Source organism: Paraburkholderia sp. J7, assembly GCF_905220155.1.
In the GTDB taxonomy this organism is placed as follows: domain Bacteria; phylum Pseudomonadota; class Gammaproteobacteria; order Burkholderiales; family Burkholderiaceae; genus Paraburkholderia.
The window spans coordinates 1-20664 of the sequence record NZ_CAJMYZ010000031.1 but is presented as its reverse complement, the minus strand read 5'-3'; the positions used below and the strand labels follow the sequence as shown (position 1 = coordinate 20664).

The 20664-nt window shown below is 62.7% G+C and carries 15 protein-coding genes; 10 read left to right on the top strand and 5 right to left on the bottom strand.

From position 1 onward, the window contains the following. Positions 1-77 precede the first annotated feature (77 nt). The 6 genes from U5A58_RS35380 to U5A58_RS35355 all read left to right on the top strand — a co-directional run bounded on the left by U5A58_RS35380 (position 78) and on the right by U5A58_RS35355 (position 8360). Positions 78-1013, top strand: coding sequence for a LysR family transcriptional regulator (locus U5A58_RS35380; RefSeq protein ID WP_321964848.1), 936 nt, complete (start codon positions 78-80; stop codon positions 1011-1013). Between the two features lie 47 nt (positions 1014-1060). After that, a complete protein-coding gene (locus tag U5A58_RS35375; protein WP_133189322.1) occupies positions 1061-1735 on the top strand; it encodes a response regulator transcription factor in 675 nt (224 codons plus the stop codon). A 195-nt stretch (positions 1736-1930) separates the two neighbouring features. Beyond that, entirely contained in the window at positions 1931-5203 is a 3273-nt protein-coding gene (locus U5A58_RS35370) for an efflux RND transporter permease subunit (protein WP_321964847.1), read from the top strand. Next, a complete protein-coding gene (locus U5A58_RS35365; RefSeq protein ID WP_321964846.1) occupies positions 5193-6410 on the top strand; it encodes an efflux RND transporter periplasmic adaptor subunit in 1218 nt (405 codons plus the stop codon). The genes U5A58_RS35370 and U5A58_RS35365 overlap by 11 nt, the downstream gene beginning before the upstream one ends. Continuing rightward, positions 6403-7866: an efflux transporter outer membrane subunit gene (locus U5A58_RS35360; RefSeq protein WP_321964845.1), complete on the top strand. Its 1464-nt coding sequence runs from the start codon at positions 6403-6405 to the stop codon at positions 7864-7866. Before U5A58_RS35365 ends, U5A58_RS35360 begins: the two co-directional genes overlap by 8 nt. A 209-nt stretch (positions 7867-8075) precedes the next feature. Further along, positions 8076-8360, top strand: a complete 285-nt coding sequence (locus U5A58_RS35355) for a DUF4148 domain-containing protein (RefSeq protein ID WP_321964844.1) — start codon at positions 8076-8078, stop codon at positions 8358-8360. A 126-nt stretch (positions 8361-8486) separates the two neighbouring features. Here the strand turns inward: U5A58_RS35355 and U5A58_RS35350 are convergent, their stop codons facing one another. From U5A58_RS35350 to U5A58_RS35330, 5 genes are all read right to left on the bottom strand, one after another. Further along, on the bottom strand, positions 8487-9233 hold the full coding sequence (locus U5A58_RS35350) for a response regulator transcription factor (protein ID WP_321964843.1): 747 nt from the start codon (positions 9231-9233) through the stop codon (positions 8487-8489). Between the two features lie 33 nt (positions 9234-9266). Then, on the bottom strand, positions 9267-10691 hold the full coding sequence (locus U5A58_RS35345; protein WP_321964842.1) for a HAMP domain-containing sensor histidine kinase: 1425 nt from the start codon (positions 10689-10691) through the stop codon (positions 9267-9269). 6 nt (positions 10692-10697) lie between these two features. Then, positions 10698-11372, bottom strand: a complete 675-nt coding sequence (locus tag U5A58_RS35340; protein WP_321964886.1) for a response regulator transcription factor — start codon at positions 11370-11372, stop codon at positions 10698-10700. Positions 11373-11523: 151 nt separating this feature from the next. Beyond that, on the bottom strand, positions 11524-12222 hold the full coding sequence (locus tag U5A58_RS35335; protein ID WP_321938976.1) for a response regulator transcription factor: 699 nt from the start codon (positions 12220-12222) through the stop codon (positions 11524-11526). 3 nt (positions 12223-12225) lie between these two features. Continuing rightward, complete coding sequence (locus tag U5A58_RS35330) at positions 12226-13707, bottom strand: HAMP domain-containing sensor histidine kinase (RefSeq protein ID WP_321964841.1); 1482 nt, start codon at positions 13705-13707, stop codon at positions 12226-12228. 411 nt (positions 13708-14118) lie between these two features. Here U5A58_RS35330 and U5A58_RS35325 point away from each other — a divergent pair, with 411 nt between their 5' ends. From U5A58_RS35325 to U5A58_RS35310, 4 genes are all read left to right on the top strand, one after another. Then, on the top strand, positions 14119-14433 hold the full coding sequence (locus U5A58_RS35325; RefSeq protein WP_321964840.1) for a DUF4148 domain-containing protein: 315 nt from the start codon (positions 14119-14121) through the stop codon (positions 14431-14433). 1510 nt (positions 14434-15943) lie between these two features. Beyond that, positions 15944-17317, top strand: coding sequence for a replication initiation protein (locus U5A58_RS35320; protein WP_321949371.1), 1374 nt, complete (start codon positions 15944-15946; stop codon positions 17315-17317). A 942-nt stretch (positions 17318-18259) separates the two neighbouring features. After that, complete coding sequence (gene parA / locus U5A58_RS35315) at positions 18260-18949, top strand: ParA family partition ATPase (RefSeq protein WP_321964839.1); 690 nt, start codon at positions 18260-18262, stop codon at positions 18947-18949. Further along, on the top strand, positions 18939-19976 hold the full coding sequence (locus tag U5A58_RS35310) for a ParB/RepB/Spo0J family partition protein (protein WP_321964838.1): 1038 nt from the start codon (positions 18939-18941) through the stop codon (positions 19974-19976). The genes parA and U5A58_RS35310 overlap by 11 nt, the downstream gene beginning before the upstream one ends. Positions 19977-20664 lie beyond the last annotated feature (688 nt).

The following is a 20664-nucleotide window of genomic DNA, read 5'->3' as shown; positions in this document are numbered from 1 at the left end:
CGAAACGTCGCCGCTGTGTGCGGCGTCGATGCCCGCGCTCGGCCTCGTGCCGGCGCGTCTGCCCAGGAATATCGCCCATGAACCAGCTCCAAGCCATGCGTGTATTTACACGCGTTGTCGATCTGAGCAGCTTCAACCTTGCCGGCAAGCAGCTCGGCATGTCGGCTGCGGCCGTCACGCGCAGCGTCGGCATGCTCGAAGCGCATCTGAACATGCGCCTCTTGAACCGCTCGACACGCAGCCTTTCGCTAACCGAAGCCGGACGTCTGTATCTGGATGGTTGTCGCGCCGTGATCGAAAAGCTCGATGAAGTCGAGTCGGAACTCGTGCGCGCCACGCGCGACCCGAGCGGCGTGCTGCGCATCGCCGCGCCTGCCGTGTTCGCGAGTTCCGGACTCCCCGCCGTGCTCGGCGCGTATCGCGCAGTCAATCCGCGCGTGGAATTCGACGTGACGGCCTACGACACGCACATCGACTTGATCGAAGGCGGCTTCGACGTGTGCTTCGCTACCGACCGCCAAAGCGTCAATGCCTCGCTCGTGAGCCGCAAGCTCACCTCAATCAAGGAGATGCTCGTGGCCACGCCTGCCTGGCTCGCGCGCCACGGCATGCCGCGCAATCCTGCCGAACTCCCCGAACACGGCCTGCTTGCGATTTCCAATGCGCCGCGCCACTGGGAGTTCTCGAACGCCGAGGGCGTGCAGCGCATCAACGTGACCGGCCCGATGACGGCCAACGGCTACGCAACCGTGCGCGCCGCCGTGCTCGCGGACATGGGCATCGCACTGCTGCCGCTCCCGCTCGTGGTCGACGACCTCGCCCGCGGCGCCCTCTTGCCCGTGCTGAACGCGTTCGACGTGAACGGCGGCGTGCAGCACATCTCGATCGTCTATTCCGGCCGCAACTACCTCACGATGAAGATCCGCAGCTTTATCGACTTCGCGGTCGAGCAGTTCCGCACGAACGCCGCGCAGACACGGCCCGCGCCGACGCCGCTGCGCGCAGTTGCCTGATATTGCCCGATGTTTTTAGTTCTTTTCGTCACAACGGGTGGAAAGCCATGCCCAGAATACTAACCATTGAAGACGACGCCGTTACCGAGCGTACTGTCGTGCCCACGCTCGCCTCCACCGGCTTCACCGTGGACGTGGCCCGCTCGGGCCGCGAAGGCATTGCGATGGTCATGGCGGGCGACTATGACGTCGTCGCGCTCGAACGGCGCCTGCCCGACCTCGACGGTCTCACGATCGTCACCACCATGCGCGGTGTGGGTATCGAAACACCGGTGATCGTGATGAGTTCAACCACGGGAGTCGAGGAACGCATCCAGGGCTTGCGGGCGGGCTGCGACGACTACCTCACACGGCCGTTTTCGATCGACGAGATGTCTGCGCGCGTCGAAGCGCTCGTGCGTCGGCGCACGCGCCCCGCCACGACGGAAACCGTGCTGCGCGTGGGGCCGCTCGAACTCGATCTCGTCAAGCGGCGGCTCAGTTGCCGCGACAAGGTGCTGCGCCTGCGTCCCACCGAGTTGCGCGTGCTCGAATTCATGATGCGCCACGCGGGCCAGGTACTCACACGCACGATGATCTTCGAAGGCGTGTGGGGCGGCCGCTTCGACCCCGGCACCAACCTCGTGGATGTTCACGTGGGACGCCTGCGCAATCGCGTGGACACGCCCGGCCAACCTTCGCTCATCCGCACGATACGCGGCTCGGGTTATCTGCTCGGCTGACGCAATCTCCAATATTGCTGCCGCTCTCTCAGCTTCGCCTCATTTCGTAGTCCTTGACGCATCATGAGACCGGCACGCAGCTAAATCTTTTTTCATTTGCCTGGCTCCCGCGTGTTAGGAAGCGCCCGACACAATACCGGCGTCGGCTGCCCCACGCGTGGCGCGCAGCCTGACGCCTGAACGGAGCCCCATCTGATGCTGAAAATCGTCCGGCTAGCCTTGAACCGTCCTTATACGTTCATCGTGCTGGCTCTCCTGATCCTGATCGCGGGCCCGCTCGCAGCGTTACGCACGCCTACCGATATCTTTCCCGACATTCGCATTCCCGTCATCAGTGTCGTGTGGAACTATGCGGGCCTGCAACCCGACGACATGGCGGGCCGCATCGTCAGCTACTACGAGCGCACGCTCGGCACCACTGTCAACGACGTGGCGCATATCGAGTCTCAGTCGTTTCGCGGCTACGGCGTGGTGAAGATCTTCTTCCAGCCGACCGTCGACATTCGCACGGCCACCGCGCAGGTCACTTCGGTTTCGCAGACAGTGCTCAAGCAGATGCCGCCCGGCACCACGCCGCCGCAGATTCTCAACTACAACGCGTCCACGGTGCCGGTGCTGCAACTCGCGCTCACGAGCAACACGCTCGACGAGCAGAAGCTCGCCGACTACGCGACCAACTTCATCCGGCCGCAACTGCTTTCCGTGGCAGGCGTCGCGATTCCCACGCCCTATGGCGGCAAGGTGCGCGAGGTGCAGATCGACCTCGACCCGCAAGCGCTGCAGGCGAAGAAGCTTTCTGCACAAGACGTGGCTACCGCGCTCGCGCAGCAGAACCAGATCATTCCCGCCGGCACGCAGAAAATCGGCCGCTACGAATACAACGTCCGCCTGAACAATAGCCCGCTTACCATCGACCAGCTCAACGCGCTGCCCATCAAGACCATGGGCAGTGCGGTGATCTATATGCGCGACGTGGCTCACGTTCGCGACGGCTATCCGCCGCAATCGAATATCGTGCGCGTGGACGGCCACCGCGCCGTGCTCATGAGCATCATGAAGAACGGCTCGGCTTCGACGCTCGACATCATTGCCGGCGTGAAAGCGAAACTGCCGCTCATCGAGCAGTCGTTGCCGCCCGGACTCACGCTTGTTGCGCTCTCGGACCAGTCGGTGTTCGTGAAGGGCGCGGTGAGCGGTGTCGCGCGCGAAGGCTTGATTGCGGCCGCGCTGACCTCGGCGATGATCCTGCTCTTTCTCGGCAGCTGGCGCTCGACGCTCATCATCGCTGCCTCGATCCCGCTCGCCGTGCTCGCCGCGATTGCGGGGCTCGCCGCGTGCGGCGAAACGCTCAACGTGATGACGCTGGGCGGTCTCGCGCTCGCGGTGGGCATTCTCGTGGACGATGCAACGGTCACGATCGAGAACATCAACTGGCACCTGGAGCAAGGCAAGGACGTTCGCAGCGCGATTCTCGATGGCGCCGCGCAAATCGTCATGCCAGCGCTCGTTTCGCTGCTTTGCATCTGCATCGTCTTTGTACCGATGCTGCTGCTCGACGGCATTGCGCGCTTCCTTTTCGTGCCCATGGCCGAGGCCGTGATCTTCGCGATGATCGCCTCGTTCGTGCTCTCGCGCACCTTCGTGCCGATGATGGCCCGGTACCTGCTAAAACCGCACGCTTCTCAAGGTCATGCTTCGGGCGAGCTGGCCGCCGTCATGGCGCCGCATGGCGCGCATGGCCACATGCCACCCACACGCAATCCGCTTGTGCTGTTTCAACGCGGCTTCGAGCGACGCTTCGAGCGCGTGCGCGCGGGCTACCGCGTCGTGCTCGGACTTGCGCTCACGAACCGGCGGCGCTTTGTCGTGGGCTTTCTCACAACCGTCGCGCTCTCGTTCGCACTCACGCCGTTCCTTGGCCGCAACTTCTTCCCCGATATCGATTCCGGTGAAATCGCCCTGCACGTGCGCGCGCCTATCGGCACGCGCGTGGAGGAAACCGCCGATCTGTTCGACCATATCGAAGACACCGTTCGCGAGGCCATTCCGCCCGATCAGCTCACCAGCGTGATCGACAATATCGGACTGCCAAACAGCGGTATCAACCTGACTTACAACAACAGCGGCACGATCGGGCCGCAGGATGGCGACATCCTGATCTCGCTCGCAAAGTCACACGCGCCCACCGCGCAATATGTGCGCGAGTTGCGCACGGAGCTGCCGCGCCGATTTCCGGGCACGACGTTCTCGTTCCTGCCTGCCGATATCGTGAGCCAGATTCTCAACTTCGGTTCGCCCGCGCCGATCGACGTGCAGGTGAGCGGACCGAATCAGGCCGCGAACAAGGTCTATGCGAATGAACTGCTGCACGAGATCGCGAGGATTCCCGGCGTCGCCGACCCGCGCATCCAGCAGGCGTCGACTTATCCGCAGCTCACGGTGGCCGTCGACCGCTCGCGTGCGGATGAGCTCGGCATTACCGAGCAAGACGTGACCAACTCAGTGGTTGCGAGCCTTTCCGGCACGAGCCAGGTGTCCCCCACTTACTGGCTCAACCCCAAGAATGGCGTGTCCTACCCCATCGTCGCGCAAACACCGCAATACCGCATGACCACACTTTCCGACCTGCAGAATCTGCCGGTTACGGGCAAGAGCGGCAGCTCTCAGATTCTTGGCGGCATCGCCACGATTACACGTGGCGTGAGCGATGCCGTCATCTCGCACTACAACATCGAACCGCTCTACGACATCTACGCGACCACGCAGGGTCTCGATCTCGGCGCCGTCTCGTCGCAGATCAACACCGTGATTCACGCGAGCGCCAAGGACTTGCCGAAGGGTTCGACAGTCACCATGCGCGGCCAGGTACAGACCATGAACAGCGCGTTCACGGGTCTTCTGCTCGGGCTCGCCGGCGCCGTGGGGCTCATCTATCTGCTGATCGTCGTGAACTTCCACTCGTGGAGCGATGCGTTCGTGATCGTGAGCGCCTTGCCCGCCGCGCTTGCCGGCATCGTGTGGATGCTGTTCACCACGCACACGCCGCTCTCCGTACCTGCGCTCACCGGCGCGATTCTCTGCATGGGCGTGGCGACCGCGAACAGCATTCTCGTGGTGTCGTTCGCACGCGAGCGTCTTGCCGTCACCGGCGACGCCATGCGTGCCGCGCTCGAAGCGGGTTTCACGCGCTTTCGCCCCGTGCTCATGACGGCGCTCGCAATGATTATCGGCATGGCGCCGATGGCCTTCGGCATGGGCGACGGTGGCGAGCAAAATGCGCCGCTCGGCCGCGCCGTGATCGGCGGGCTGCTCTGCGCGACCTGCGCAACGTTGCTATTCGTGCCCGTGGTGTTCAGCCTCGTGCACAAACGCGCGAACGGCAAAGGCGGCCACCAAGACGATAGTCAGCAAACCGAATCATCTACGAATCAACCTGCCCTCGAATCGGGAGAAGCCCATGTCCACTGAAATCGACATCGCCTCGCCGCAGCCGCTGCGCCACCTGAAGTCCACCGCGGCGATCGCGCTCATGGTCGCGGCCGGCATCGTGTCCGGCGGCATCTTCAGCCGTGTGCACGCGCACCAGGAACTCGCCACGTGGACCGACGCGCAGGCCATTCCCACCGTTGCCACCGTGCAGCCGCAAGCGAGCCCGGCGTCGCAGCCGCTCGTGCTGCCGGGGCGTCTGGCCGCCTATATCAACGCACCCATCTATGCGCGCGTGTCTGGCTATCTGCACGCGTGGTACGCCGATATCGGCACGCACGTGAAGGCGGGCCAGTTGCTCGGCCTGATCGACACGCCCGACCTCGACCAGCAGTTGCAGCAGGCGCGCGCCGATCTGCAAAACTCCGTCGCCAATGAAAAGCTCGCCGCCACCACTGCGAAGCGCTGGACCGAGATGCTCAAGCAGGACTCGGTCTCGCAGCAGGAGGCCGACGAGAAAACCTCCGACCTCATCGCGAAGCAGGCTACCGTGGAGGCCAACGAGGCCAACGTGCGGCGGCTCGAGGCGCTCGAGTCATTCAAGCGCATCACGGCGCCGTTCGATGGCATCGTCACCGCACGCAAGACCGACGTGGGCGCGCTGATCGACGCGGGCAGCGGCAGCGGCCCCGATCTCTTCACCGTCTCGGACGCGGGCCAGTTGCGCGTGTACGTGAGCGTGCCGCAAAGCGACGCCGCCTCGATCAAGCCAGGCATGCACGCCACGCTCACCGTGCCCGAACGCCCAGGCGTAAAGTTCGACGCCAAGCTCGTGGACACCGACCAGTCGATCTCGCCTGCTTCGGGCACGATGCTCGTGCAGCTCGCCGTGGATAACAAGCAGGGCCTGCTCTTCCCCGGTGAGTACACCGAAGTCCATCTCGCGATGCCGGGCGACTCGCACGCGCTCTTTGTGCCCGCGAGCGCGCTGATCTTTCGCGCGCACGGCTTGCAGATCGCCGTCGTGGACGCGCATCAGCACGTGCAGTTGCGCGACGTGACGATCGGCACCGATCTCGGCACGCGCGTGGAGATCACGGCCGGCCTGCATGCGGGCGAGCGTGTGATCGACAATCCGCCGGATTCGCTCGCGAGCGGCGACCGCGTGCGCCTCGCATCCGCCAACGCGGCAGGCGCGCAAACGACGCAGACGGCAGCCGTGCACGACGCGGAGCGTGCGCATGGTTAAGCCGTCTGTGCGTGCGCAACCGTTGCGCGTCGCTGCGCTCGCGGCGGCCCTGTTGCTCTCGGCCTGCTCATTTGCGCCCACGTATCACGCGCCCGTCACGGCCATTCCCACGCACTTCAAGGAAGCGGGCGACTGGCAGACGGCGCGCCCCGCCGACCAGCTTCCGCGTGACGGCTGGTGGCGCGCGTTCGACGACCCCGTGCTGAATCAGCTCGAGCCGCAGGTTGCGAAGGCGAATCCGAACGTTGCCGCCGCGCTCGCGCGCCACGACGAAGCCGATGCGCTCGTCGCGCAGGCGCGCTCCGCGTTGCTGCCGACTGTCGGTGCGCAAGCGAACGTGTCGCGCGAGCGCCAGTCGGCGCTGCGTCCGCTGCGCGGCTCGGATCAGCCGAACGTGTACAACTCGAACACGCTCGACGTGGGAATCGGCTACGACCTCGATCTATGGGGCAAGGTGCGCAACGAAGTAAAGGCCGGCGAGGCGTCGAGCGTAGCCAGCGAGGCCGACATCGCTTCGCTGCAATTGAGCCTGCAGGCGAAACTCGCCACCACGTGGTTCGACCTGCTCGGACTCGACCAGCAGTCGAAGCTGCTCGACGACACCATTGCCGCCTATCGTCATGCGCTGGAGCTGACCGAGAGCCGCCACCGCGGCGGCATCGCTTCTTCGCTCGACGTTTCGCGCGCGCAAACGCAGCTCGCCTCCGCGCAGGCCGCAGCGGACGACGTAAGCGCGCGCCGCGCACTCTACGAGCACGCCATCGCCACGCTCATCGGCGTACCGGCTTCGCAGTTCAACGTCGCGCCGGACACGATCCGCCCGCATATGCCGAATCTGCCCGCGGGATTGCCATCGTCGCTTCTGCAGCGGCGGCCCGACATCGCCGCTGCGGAGCGGCGCGTCGCCGCCGCCAACGCACAGATCGGCGTGGCGAAGGCCGCGTTCTTCCCCGATCTTTCGCTCGGGCTGGACGGCGGCTTCCAGAGCGACACATTCTCGCCGTGGATCGTCGCGCCCAACGAAATGTGGTCCATCGGTCCCACGCTCATGATGACGATTTTCGACGGCGGCCGCCGCGCGGCGGTCGTGCGCGGCGCGCAGGCGAAGCTTGCCGAAAACGGCGCGCAGTACAAGGCCACGGTACTGGGTGCGTTCCAGCAAGTCGAGGACAACCTTGCGCTGCTGCACCATCTCGGCGACGAAGCGCAGCGCGAGGACGAGGCGCTCACGGCGGCGCAGCGCACGCTTACGCTTTCGATGTCGCGCTACCGCGACGGCGTGGTCAGCTACCTCGATGTCGTGACGGCGCAAACGACCGAACTCTCCACGCAGATTGCCTCGCTGGAACTGGACACCCGGCGCCTCGATGCCACCGTGGGGCTCATACAGGCGATAGGCGGCGGCTGGAGCTGCAGGACCTGCATGAGGACAAGGCGGCTTCCTGAGCGCCTCTGAAGCGGCCTTAGCCGCTTTGATTATCACCACTAGAACCCCGCCCTCGTGCGGGGTTTTTCCTTTCACCGAATCCTCTCAGGCTGATAAACATTTCTTCATGGTGCTGCATCGGGTTCGATAGGGTGACCTAACTATTCTACTCATACCGGGATGCGGTTTATCGCATTCGCTAACCGGCTAACCGATCTCACTCCTGGAGGAATAGTCACATGAAGGCTCTCATGATCATCGCTGCGCTCACCGGCGTCGTTGCCACCACGTCCGCCTTTGCGCAAACCCCGGCACCGACGGCCGGCACGCAGGCCAGCCAGCCCGCCGCCATCACCCAGGTCGCATCGAACGACACGGCCCCCACGGTTGCGCCTGGCGGATGGGTACCGCCTTATGGGCAAGCGGTGCACGAAAAGACGCGTGCGGAGGTCTACCACGAGCTCGTTCAGGCCGAACAGGACGGTCAGCTTGCATACCTGAACTCCACGCTTTACGCGCACTGAGCACGACTGGCGGGGCTTTTCGAGCACGAGCGAGCGGCACGCATTCAGCGTGCCGCTCGCTTTTTGATGTTAACAAACGCACGCGCGTGGACGCGGATAGGTAACCGGTTCCCACAAACGGTTACCTCAGCGCGCGTCTCGATCGAACGAGGGCGACGTCAGTTGATAGCCGTAGCGGCTGATGGTTTCGATACGCACGTCCATACCCTGGCGCGCGAGCTTGCGCCGCAGCCGCGACACGACGAGATTGACAGTCGAAGCATCAATGTCGTCCTTCTCGGGCCACGCATAGCGGATCATGTGGTCACGCGGCACGGGCATATTCGTCTGACGCAGCAGGCATTCGACGAGCAGGTACTCGCGGCGCGTGAGGTCCGCGCGGCGCGCGCCCTCCACGATCTCGCGCGTACCCGCATCGAGTTGTGGCGCGTTCTGGACGCTCCGGGCGCCGCTTGCGGTCTGCACGGCCTGCGCGGGCTGTCCACCCTGCGCGCCGCCGCATACCGCCGTGGTGCGCAATAGCGCGAGCATGCGCTCGTGCATCTCGATGAACGAGAACGGGTAACGAAAGCACGCGTCGGCGCCCGCACGCAGCACCTTCGAGCGCTCGCTCGCGCTCGCTGCGATGCCGAGCACGGCGATGATCGTCGCTCCGCTAGTGACCTTCGAGAGTCCAGGAAGGATGCCGTGCAGCGCAGGCAGCAGCGCGCCGTCGAGCGCCATGACGATCACCGCGTCGAAGGGCTCTTCGCCAGCGACGAACCATCCGTCGCGCAGGTCTTCCGCGCGCTGCAGGCTATGTGCGCTTTCCTGCAGGGCCTTCTGAAGCCAGGCGCCTTCGGCGTGAATCGGGGAGATGAGGAGGATGCGCATGACTGCGGGTGCCTGGCGGCTGGTCGGCAGGTATCAGGCGAGCGAGCGCGGCCAGCATTCCACGCTCATGCGCGTGCCGGGGCCGCCCGGCTTCCCGAGCTCTTGTGCATCGTCGATACGTAGCGTGAAGTCGTGAACACGCATCACGGCCGCCACGATAGAAAGCCCCAGACCCGAACCGGCGACATGACGCACGGCCTCGCCGCGATAGAAGCGTTGCAGGACCGCCGCGCGCTCGCCAGGCGCAATGCCAGGGCCGTTGTCCGCCACTTCGAGCAAGGGGCCGAGCGGCGTGGAACGCAACGTGACGCTCACCGCACCGCCTTGCGGCGCGAACTTGATGGCGTTGTCGATAAGATTGTTGAACGCCTCGAAGAGCAGCGCGCGGTCGCCATGAATCTCGGCAACGGGCTCAGCCGCGATGCGCCATTCGAGTTCGCGGCTCTCGGCGAGCGGCTCGTAGAGTTCGGCGAGTTCCTGCACCAGTTCGTGCAGGTCCACAGTCGCAAAGCCGCCGCGCCTTTGCAGCGTGCCGATCTCGGAAATGCGCAGCATGGCCCGGAAGCGTTCGAGCAGTTGCCCGGTTTCGGTGCGCGCCTGATCGAGCAGCGCCGCACCGGCGGCGTCGCCGCGCACGCTGTCGCGCTCGGCCACGCGCGCGAGCAGGGTATGCAGATGCACGAGCGGCGTGCGCAGGTCGTGCGCGATGCCGTCGCAAGCGCCCTTCACTTCGCCCATCAGCCGCTCCACTTCGTCGAGCATGTGATTCACGAGATGGGCGAGCATATCGAGCTCGTCGTCGCCGCCCACCGGCAGGCGACGGTCGAGGTCGCCGCGCGCGATGCATTCGGTCACGCGGCGAATTTCGCGCACGCGCCGGATCTGGCGCATGCCGAACACGAGACCGCCCGCCGCGGCGCCGAGCAACGCGAGCACGGCGCCTGCCGCGAGCGAACGCACCATGATCTTGCGAATGCGCAGCACGCTGGTCATGTCACGCGCGACAACAAGGTGCATGCCGCTCGGGCGCACCTCACCCATCGCGCGGACCACGGGCGATACGTCGCGGTTGAGCAGCTTCAGTGTATGGGCATGCGTGCTGCCTTCGCGCGTGTAGGTAAGGTGCGGCGGCGGCGCAAGCAGATCGCCCGCGACGTAGCGGCCGTCACTCGTAAAGAGTCCGTAGTAATTCACATGCATGTGCTCGTGTTCGAGCCGCTGATAGATCGCGTCGGGTAGCTGCGCATCGGGAATCGAGTCGAAATAGATGAGCTGCCAGCCCATGATCGTGTCGGCGTCGCGCTCGATGGTGGTGGTAGCCGTCCACGCAATGAAGCCGACGAGCAGCGTGAGAAAAACGCCGAACAGCGCCGTGTAGGCGCACAGCCAGCGAAACGTCGTGGTATGCCAGCGCCTGCGCAATTGCGCGGAAGCGGCGGAAGAAGTACGGCTCGACAAAGCGGGTTATCCGAGAATGTAGCCGGAGCCGCGCACGGTCTGGATGAGCGGCGGCACGCCCGGCGGATCGATTTTCTTGCGCAGGCGGCCCATGTGCACGTCGATCAGGTTGGTGCCCGGATCGAAGTGGTAGCCCCACACGGCTTCGAACAGCATGGTGCGTGTGATGGTCTTGCCTGCGTGGCGCATCATGAATTCGAGCACGCGATACTCGGTGGGCAGCAGCACGACTTCTTCGCCGTCGCGGCGCACCTTGCGCGAAATGAGGTCGAGTTCGAGCGGCCCCACGCGCAGCGCGGTCTCGCGCGCGACGCTCGCGGCCTGGCGGCGGCGCAGCAGCACTTCGAGGCGCGCGGTGAGTTCTTCGGGGTCGAAGGGTTTGGTGAGGTAGTCGTCGCCGCCCGCGCGCAGGCCGCGTACGCGTTCATCCACGTCGCCGAGCGCGCTCAGCATCAGCACCGGCGTCTGAATGCCGACCGTGCGCATGGCCGTGAGGATCGACAGACCGTCCACGCCCGGCAGCATGCGGTCGAGCGTAACGGCGTCGTATTCGTCGCTCATTGCGCGCGCCATACCGTCGCGGCCGTTGTCGACCCATTCGACGGCAAAGCCGCGCTGCGTCAGCTCGCTGACGATCTCGTTGGCTGTGACGGCATCGTCCTCCACCGTCAAAACGCGCACCTGACTCATCTTTCTCGCACTCCGTCGTGCCGGCCGCACGACTATTCAAGAGCCTCGAGTTTACCGTTGCGCCCGCGCCGCGCCGCGATTCCTTTCATGAAATTAAATTTAAGTTTGCAAACGCAATACGGTCTCGCGCGCCCTTCTGCACTTACATATCGATTACACCGACGATAGGCTGGCGCGCGCGCAAGTCGAGTTGATAGCCATAACGGTTCACAGTCTCGACGCTCGCATGCGCGCCGTGCGACGCGAGTTTGCGCCGCAGGCGCGACACGACGAGGTTCACGCTCGAGGGCTCGACGTCGGCCTTGTCGGGCCACGCATAGCGAATCAGATGCTCGCGCGCGACGGGCGCGCCCGCATGGCGCAGCAGGCATTCGACGAGCAGATACTCGCGCGTGGTAAGGGGCACGCGCCGAGCGCCTTCCACGAGGTCGCGTGTGGACGGGTCGAGGCGCACGAGCGGCGCGCTCGCGTGAACGAGCGCGCCGCGACGCAACGCGAGCATGCGCTCCTGGATCTCGAGAATGGACCAGGGTTGCACGAAGCACGCATCGGCGCCGGCGCGCAGAAGGCGCGCGCAGTCCGCGGGTGTCGCGCGCGCGAGCGCAACGACGATCGTCGGCGCGTCGCGCATGTGCGTGAGGGCCGCAAGCGCGGAGGCGATGCCGTCGTGCGCCTCTGGCCCGGCAGCACAAAGGAACACCGTATCGAACGGTTCCTGCGACGCGAGATAAACGGCGTACTCGACGTTGTCCGCAATCTCGACGCTGTTCAAGCTCTCGCTCAGCGCCTTGTACAGGTAACTTCGCTCGGTCGCCGAGGACGAGCACAGCAGGAGCCTCATCGATCAAGAGCCCGCTTGGCCGTGCCGCGCTCGATGCGTCCAGCAGTCGATCGTGACGATCGCGCCGGGATTGGCCTCGCCAATCGCAAGGCGAAAGTCGTGCAGCCGCACGATCGCCGAGACGATGCCGAGTCCGAGGCCGGTGCCCGGGAGGTGACGCGTCCGCTCGCTGCGATAGAAGCGCCCTGACACCGCGGCGCGTTCGCCGGGCGCGATGCCGGGCCCGTTGTCGGCGATGACGAGTTGCGGTCCGCACGAACCGGCGCGCAACTCGACCTTGACCGCGCCACCGCGCGGCGTGAATTTGATAGCGTTGTCGAGCAGGTTGCTCAACGCTTCGAAGAGCAGTGCACGGTCGGCGGAAATGGGTTCGACCGGCGCCAGAGAGACGTGCATGTCAATGGCTTTTTCCTCGGCAAGCGGCGCATAGAGTTCGCCTAGCTCGTGCACGAGATCCAGCAGGGCGACGCTCGAGAAGCCGCGGCGGCGATCCATCGCGCCAATTTCCGAAATACGCAGGAGCGCAGAGAAACGGTTGAGCACGGCATCGGCCTCCCCTCGCGCGCCAACGAGCACGCCGGCGAGAACCGCCTCGCCGCGCTGCTCCATGGCCTCGGCAGCGTGCGAGAGGCGCAGGCGCAATCGCGTGAGCGGTGTGCGCAGATCGTGGGCGATACCGTCGCATGCGCTTTTCACCTCGCCCATCAGGCGCTCGACTTCATCGAGCATGCGGTTCACGAGATGCGCGAGCATGTCGAGTTCGTCGCGGCCGGCTACCGGCAGCCGCATCGCGAGGTCGCCGTCCGCGATTCCGCGCGTGGCGCGCTTGATCTGCGCGACGCGCCGGATCTGCCGCATGCTGAGCACGAGTCCGGCACACAGGCTGCCGGTGAGGCACAAGAGGCCGCCACCGAACAACGCCTTCAGCAGCTCGTCATGAACGTGGCGCACGTCGGAGAGCGTGCGCGCGACAACGAGGCGCGCGCCGTCGGGCCGAATCTCGCCCATGGCGCGCAGGGACGATCGCACGGAGCCAGGCTCGAGCGCGAGCGTCTGGCCGCGAGTGTGCTGGTGAGTTTGGCCATAGTGTCCCAACGCAAGACCCGTTGGCATAACGCGGATATCGCCGGCGAGCCAGCGACCGTCCGGTGCGAACAAGCCGTAGAAGTTGTCGCGCCGGTCCGCACGCGTGAGGCGCGCGTCGATCGCGCTGGCGAGACTCGCGTCGCTGCGCGAATCGAAGTACCGCAATTGCCAGCGCAGGCCGCTGTCGGTCTCCCGCATCATCGCGTGCGTCACGGAGTACTCGATGACGCCAAGCAGTGCCATGAACGCGAGCGAGAAGATCGCGGCGTACGCGGTGAACCAGCGGAACGTGGTCGTTTGCCAGTGGTCGCGGCCCATGTCCCGCACGTGCGGCGTTGCGCGCGACGACGCCGGAACGAACAGACCACGCCCGAGAGCAACCCAGTCAGGCAGGTTCATCGTGCGCCTCGCGTAAGCGCTGGCAAACCGTGCAAGGCCGGCATGCTTGCGCCCGCGCGCCGTGCGGGCGCTGCTTTCTCGCTAAGTGACATGGCACCCCCCGATGGCTGACTGACGAACCGACGAACACGGATACGCTCGTGCCCGGCCATCATAGTGGCGCGCCCTCGACGCAACGGCATCACGGCAATGAAGAGCGCGTCATCTTCTTACTGCTGCGTGACGGGTACCTGTCATTTTGTCAATTCGTGCGTACGCGGGGTCCCGTGTGACTCACGCGTAGCGCAGATGAACTTTCTGTCATTCGGTTGAGCCCGATACAGCACAAGCGCCTCCTTATCCTCGAATCCGCTTCTTCGCGCGTTCGCGCCTTTTCATTTCGTTGCGGGTTCATCAAAAGGAGGATTCATCATGAAGTCATGGCTGAAGTTCGTATGGGTGCCATTTGTGGGAGCGGTGAGCGCAAGCGCGCTCGCCGCGCCGCATCTGACGCAGCGGGAATGCCACGGCTACCCGTTCGTCAAACCGGCCCACGAGGTCACGCATGCGGACCTGATGCGGGAACTGAGAGAACTCGAGGCGGTGGGTTACCAACCGCACGCCGAAGACGACAACTATCCGGCCGATATCGAAGCTGCCGAGCAACGTCTCGCGGATGTGTATCGCAGCGATTGCCGGCCGCAGCACACAGCCGCCGTGGTGACCTTTCCCGCGAATTCCGACTGATATCGGGTCGCCCGGCGAGCCGTAGGTCACCGATACGGTTTGTGCAGTGCACCTGAGCCGGATCTTTTCGAGCGTGAGGTGCTCGTTGGGCGCCGGCCCATGTGGACCTTCGGATGCTCCCATATCTGGTGACCTGAAACGGGTAACCGGAAATGGGATCAGCCATTGGTACACGAATGCGTTTTCCAGGTTGCTCGCTCCGGCGACCTGGGTTGAGGGCAAGTCGAGGACCGGTGGGGCGCTTCGCGCGCGCTCCGCTGGGTTTCGTAGTCATTCAGTCGGTCCCATAGGCTGTTACCTTGAACAAGGAAGCCCACCATAACCGGAGACCAAACGCGCATTTTTGCCAATAAATCAGTGACCTAAGTCGGAATCTGAAAGTTAGATCTGAAGAATAGGGGGCTTAGGTAATGCGCTATGGTGCCTGCAAAGCGTTGATCTGCAGGCTAGGTAACCAGGAATGGGGCCACGGAGGTTGGTGACCACTCACATGCATTAAGGTCCCCGGTTTTGGGAGACGTCTTTCTCATCGAACGCGTGTTTCAGTGTTTACCTATCACGCTTTAACAACTTTAGTAAACCTTTAGGCGCCGCAAACCCTTACCAGGCAAGGCTTTGCGGCCGATTTGGTGGCACGTTATGGGATTTGAGGTCCCGGGTATGGGAGTTTCGGGTTGTGGATATGGGACTTCGGTAGCCGGGGATGGGGTTTGCGGGTTGTGGATATGGGGGGAAGGTTGCCCGCTATGGGAAAAGAAGCGGTTTTCCCTTCAGGTCACTGTTTATGGGAGTCAGGGAAGGTATCCGACTATGGGACGCCGTGCGTTGCGTAAGGACGTTTTACAGGGCCCCGCACCTGAATACAGGTAACCGGCTTTGGGAAGCTGCTTGGGTAACCTGTTATGGTGGCTTTTCGGGAGAGGAGTAACGACGTCCTTGGGTCCAAATTTGCGCCCCCCGCGCGAATCCTCGCACGCAAAGAAGCTGGTTGGAGCAAGGTAACAGGCTATGGGACCTGCTAATGGTTACCTGTTATGGGAGGACGCGGGGATTTGTGAACCTCCAAGGGCGTATTTTTCGTTCGCATGGGTAGCCATTTGTGGGAGCGGCGTCAGGTCACCATTTATGGGCGCCGTGAACCTGCCGATACTTGGCCGATGCGTTCCAGGGAACCACGCCGATAGCAACGCGAAAAATCCCATGGATGGGTACCTGTGGAGACCAAATTAGCAGAGTGAGTACTCACATCCTGCCTAAAGGTCACTGGATATGGGATAGTTTCCAGGACTCGGCGATGCAAAGGTCACCGGCTATGGGGGGGCGTGCGAGGGAGCGGGGCCGAGCGCTTCGGAGAGATTCCAGGTGGCCTTCGAGACGGGAAATCTGCAGCTGTCAATGCTCTACGCCCTTGGGTGTCGTACCGCGTCACGATTGCGCTTGCGGCCTTGAGTCACCTGGTCGGTTGGTATACAGTTACCAACCGACCAGGTTCCCTTTCAACGTGGGTCATATGGCAAGAAAAAAGGCCGAAGCCGGCGACGCCGACAAACAAGGTGCACTCGTATTCCAGCAAGGCCAGCCGCCTGATCTGTTCCGCAAGGCCGTCCCGGCGATTCATATCGCCCCCAAGTCCGGGTCGATCAGCCTGCAACAGCGCAAGATGTTCAGTTCGCTGATCAAGAACGCCATTCGCCAGGATTCCCTCGACCGCGGCCGCTCGTCGTTCGAGATTACGATCTCCGCCCTCTCCCAGGACGTCGATCTGAACAGCAACAACACCGAGTACGTCAAGGAGACGATCAACTCGCTGATCAGCACGGTCGTCAACTGGGACTACCTTACGCAGGACAAGCGCAGTATCTGGAAGGCGTCCGGTTTGCTTGCTGGCGCTGAGCTCGAGCGATCGGTATTGCGTTACACCTTCTCCGAGCAGATTCGCGGCGAACTGCTCAATCCCGAGATCTACGCGATGATCGATATGCGCATCACGCGTCAGTTCAGGAAGGCGCATTCGCTTGCGCTTTGGGAGAACGTCGTGCGGTACGAGGCCGTGGGTGTGACCGCGCGCTTCCCGCTCGCGACGCTGCGCGATCTGATCCTTGGGCAAGATACGTCGGCACAATCGTACAAGCTCTACAAGCAATTCAAGAGCCGCGTGCTGGTGCCGTGTATCAAGGAAGTGAACGAGATTTCGGATCACATGTTCGAGCTCATCGAGCACAAGGTGGGACGCTCGGTTGTCGCCCTGCAGTTCCGTGTGACCCGCAAGCCGGAGACCGATCCGTCCCAGGAGCTGCGAGCAAACGAGACGCTGCTGATTGGCGAGATGTCGAAGTTCAGTATTCCGGTTTCCGAGGCTCGGCGCCTGCTCAAGCAGTACGGCGAAGCGAAGATTCGCACGGCAGTGGCGTATACCGCGGCGCGCGTCGCGCAGAAAAACGCGGCGCCGCTCGCGAATGTCGCGGCGTATTTCCGCAAGGCGCTGACGGAAGGTTACGAGTTGCCAGGTGCGAACGCCGCTGCGCCCGCCTCCGACGCGAGCCGCGCACGCGAAAGCCAGGATCAGGTGAAGGACCGCTATATCGCGGCGAAGATCAATGAGGCGCGCGCCTACTTCAATGAGCTTGAGTACGACGACCAGACTGCGCTGATCAAGCGCTATAACGAGACGGTCGGCATGGACAAGCTCAAGGTGTCGACGGCCAAGGTGCCAAGCAAGATGGCGTCGACGAACTTCTTCCGTTGGGTGGTGCTGGACACCTGGGGGCAACCGACTGCTGCCGACCTGCTCGAATTCCTGTTGAGCGGACAACAGGCGCCCGCGGCGGGCGAAGGCCAGCAGGCCGCGGAAATCGATCTTGCGTTGAAAGTACGGGACGAGTGAAGGTAATGATCGAAACAGGCGGCGGCTTCGGCCGCCGTTTTTTTGCACCGACCCACGGCAAGCCGATGTAGGTCGTACATAAATTAATTTGGCTAAATATAACGATCTAGAAATCGTAGTCAAATATCTATTTCAAATCATCTCTGTATTAGACAAACTCTCGTCCTATTCGTGGTGCCCTAGATATCGGCTGCAAGCGTGCCTCCGAATGATGTTCGTACTTCGTCGTGCGTCGCCTGTGATGACTGGTACCGCACGATGAGGCCGTGCTGTTCGCGTTGATCTCCACGTGGAGAGTTGCTGTTTCGAACGAACAAGAACCTGCAGGTCGAGCTACATGTGTGGAATGGGCATACCCGTTTGCTGACGCAATCTGCGCGGGGTGTCGCCTGTCCACGCACAAGTACTTTGCCCGGAATGCCCATTGGAGAATCTCCACGTGGAGATTCTATGATTTCATGTGGCGGCCGAATTGTTGTCCGGTTGCACGGTTCACGCTCACAGCACTGACTGGCCTAGTCGCAGGTCACACTGATGATGAATCTCCACGTGGAGAGCTGAGCGCCGGTCCTCGATTCACTTGACCGGAGATTTCTCCCGTACTCTTGCGCAACTTCAGTCTTCGATCCATTGGCACTCGTTCATTACACGATTATGCGAAGACGCTGCGCTTCGTCGATCTCCGATCTCCACGTGGAGATTGATCGCTGCCGTTGCTAACACATCACCAGCCCCCAATCTGACCAACCGGCAATGCATCACATTGTGTCCATTCCTTATCCGCTCGGCCAACTGGTTGTGAACTGGCAACGTCTGAGACGGAAATCCTAGAATTTACTTTAAGTTGCCGTTAGACTCTCTCGAATGACTTGCCGGAGTCTCCACGTGGAGAGTGTGCCTGGGAGGCTTGTCCGCCGTTGAACAAATTGGATGGAGAAACGAATGGGTCTCGTGATAGCCGTAGCGAACCAAAAAGGTGGAGTTGGAAAAACCACCACCAGCATGAATCTGGCTGGAGCATTTCAGGCGGAAGGCTATAAGGTCTATGTAGCCGATGCCGATGGTCAGCAATCTTGCATGAGTTGGTGTGCCGCGGCAGGTCCCGAAACGCCTCTGCCGTTCCGCGTCGGCAGCATTCATAAGCTGGAAAAGATGATCGGGCCGGAAATCGCTGCGCTAGCGAACGACTACGACGTCGTCATCGTCGACTGCCCGCCCAATATCAACGATCTGACGACTGCGCGCGTTCTGGCCGTAGCGGACGCTACCGTCATTCCGACGGACGCATCGCCGATCGATATCTGGAGTAGCGAAGGGATGATGGAGTTGGTAGAGCGCACGCGCGTCGCCAATCCGGCTGGAAAATTCGCAATTTTGCTGAATAAATCTAATTCGAAAACGTTGCTACACACGCAGATGAGCGCGATTCTCGCGGAAAGCAATGTCCGTGTGTTCTCGGCAACCATCAAGCAGCGAGAACTCTATCGCCAGGCGGCAGCGCTTGGCCGCACCGTCTTCGATGTGCGCGGCGTGCGCGGGGCGAAAGTCGCGAAGGACGAGATCAGCGCCGTCTACAACGAGATCATTTCGCTGGTTCAGGAAGAAGAAGAGGAGGTCGTCAATGGCCGCTAAGCTGAATTTCACCAGCAAGGTTCGCGCGGGCATGGCTGCCGAGCGTGTTTCGGCTGGCGAACGTCTCGCCGAAGCCGACGTTGTCAATATCGCGCAACGCGATGCCGGCGCGCCGAACGCCGCACTTGATACCGTCGAAACGCCGGCCGCGCAGTCTGCTGAAATCGCCGAGGCGCCGCTTTCGCTGCATGCGGTTCGGAGAATTCCGGTCGAAGATGTCGTTTCCAATCCGTACAACCCGCGCGCGTTCTACAGCGCCGAGACGATCGACGAACTGGCTGAGAGCTTCGCGACACAAGGACAGATCACGCCTATCCTGGTCACGAAACTCGCGGCGTTTCCCGGCCAATATGTGATCGTCGACGGCGAGCGCCGTATTCGCGCTGCGCGCTCGCGCGGCGACAAGTTCATCGATGCCGATGTCCGCGAGGGTCTCGACAACCAGAACTTGTACCTGCGCGCTTATCACGCCAACAAGGAGCGCGAGGAGCAGACGGTATTCGACGATGCGCTCGCGTGGAAGAAACTGCTCGACGATCGTGTCTACGTCGACCAGGTCGAGTTGGGCGTGGCCGTTGGCGAAGACCCGAAGCACATCAGCAAGGTGATTGCGCTCACGTCGCTGCCGCCCTATCTGCTGCAACGGATGGCGCAGCATCGCAAGGATGTCGGACTCGGGCACGCGTACAACATCAAGCTGATCTCCGACCGGGCGGGCGCGACGGTCGCCGAGCATTGGCTTGCGCAGGTGATCGAAGGGAAGGCAAGCGTGCGCAAGCTCGAAGCGGCGGCCTCGGCGGAAGCGGGCGCGCGCAGCGTGGGACCGCGTCGTACGCATTACCAGTCACGCGTCCAGTTCAATCGTCCGGATGGCGTCGCGTTGGGCGAACTGAAGCTGTTTGGCGACGGGCGCGCGGAGTTGAGCCTCAAGGGCATTGCGCCCGCCGATCAGCAGCGTCTGGCCGAGCGCATGAAGGTCGTCATCGAGCAGTGGGCCTCGGAAATGGACGCATCTGAGGCGACCTGAGCATCGCGAGTATTTGGCTAACGGTGGCAGGGAAGGGCGTCGTCAGGCGCCCTTTTTCGTTGGTTCGGTTGTGCAATCGATGCCCGCCACGTGAGCGGGGTCGAATCCGTGAAACAGAGGCGAAAAAATATAAGATCAAACATAATCGTTTATAATCAATGCGTTAGATTATGTTTTCTAGAATGTTTCACGAAGCATGCTAACTGGAGTGGGGTTAGAACGAGATTTTTACGCAGCTAACCGTGAAGATACTCACTCCAGGCAAAAAACGTATCAAATGAAACGTAATTTGTAGTGCGTTGCGAAAGATCCAATTGTGAGGAATTGACAACACCCTTCCCCCAGGTCATTCTTACAGACATGAACTGCCGCCTTTTCACGATTGCGCTGATTATTCGCACCATTCAACGAATGGTGGGTTAGCGTACGTCTGGCAGTAGTGACAACAACCCGCCCCAAGAGGCGGGTTTTTTGTTTCCGCCTCCTGGCCAAAACGAAAGTGAGTACAGGAGCCGTCATGCAGGTGTATCAAAGCCGTCCCGCCACCAAAGTCGCTGAAGCCACCGATTCCGCAGAGTCCCGACGGGACGAAAACGACTACCTCCGGAAGATTCTCACGGCGCGTGTGTACGACGCCGCCCGCGAGACCGAACTCGAGCGCGCCCCGAACCTCTCGGCGCGCCTGCGT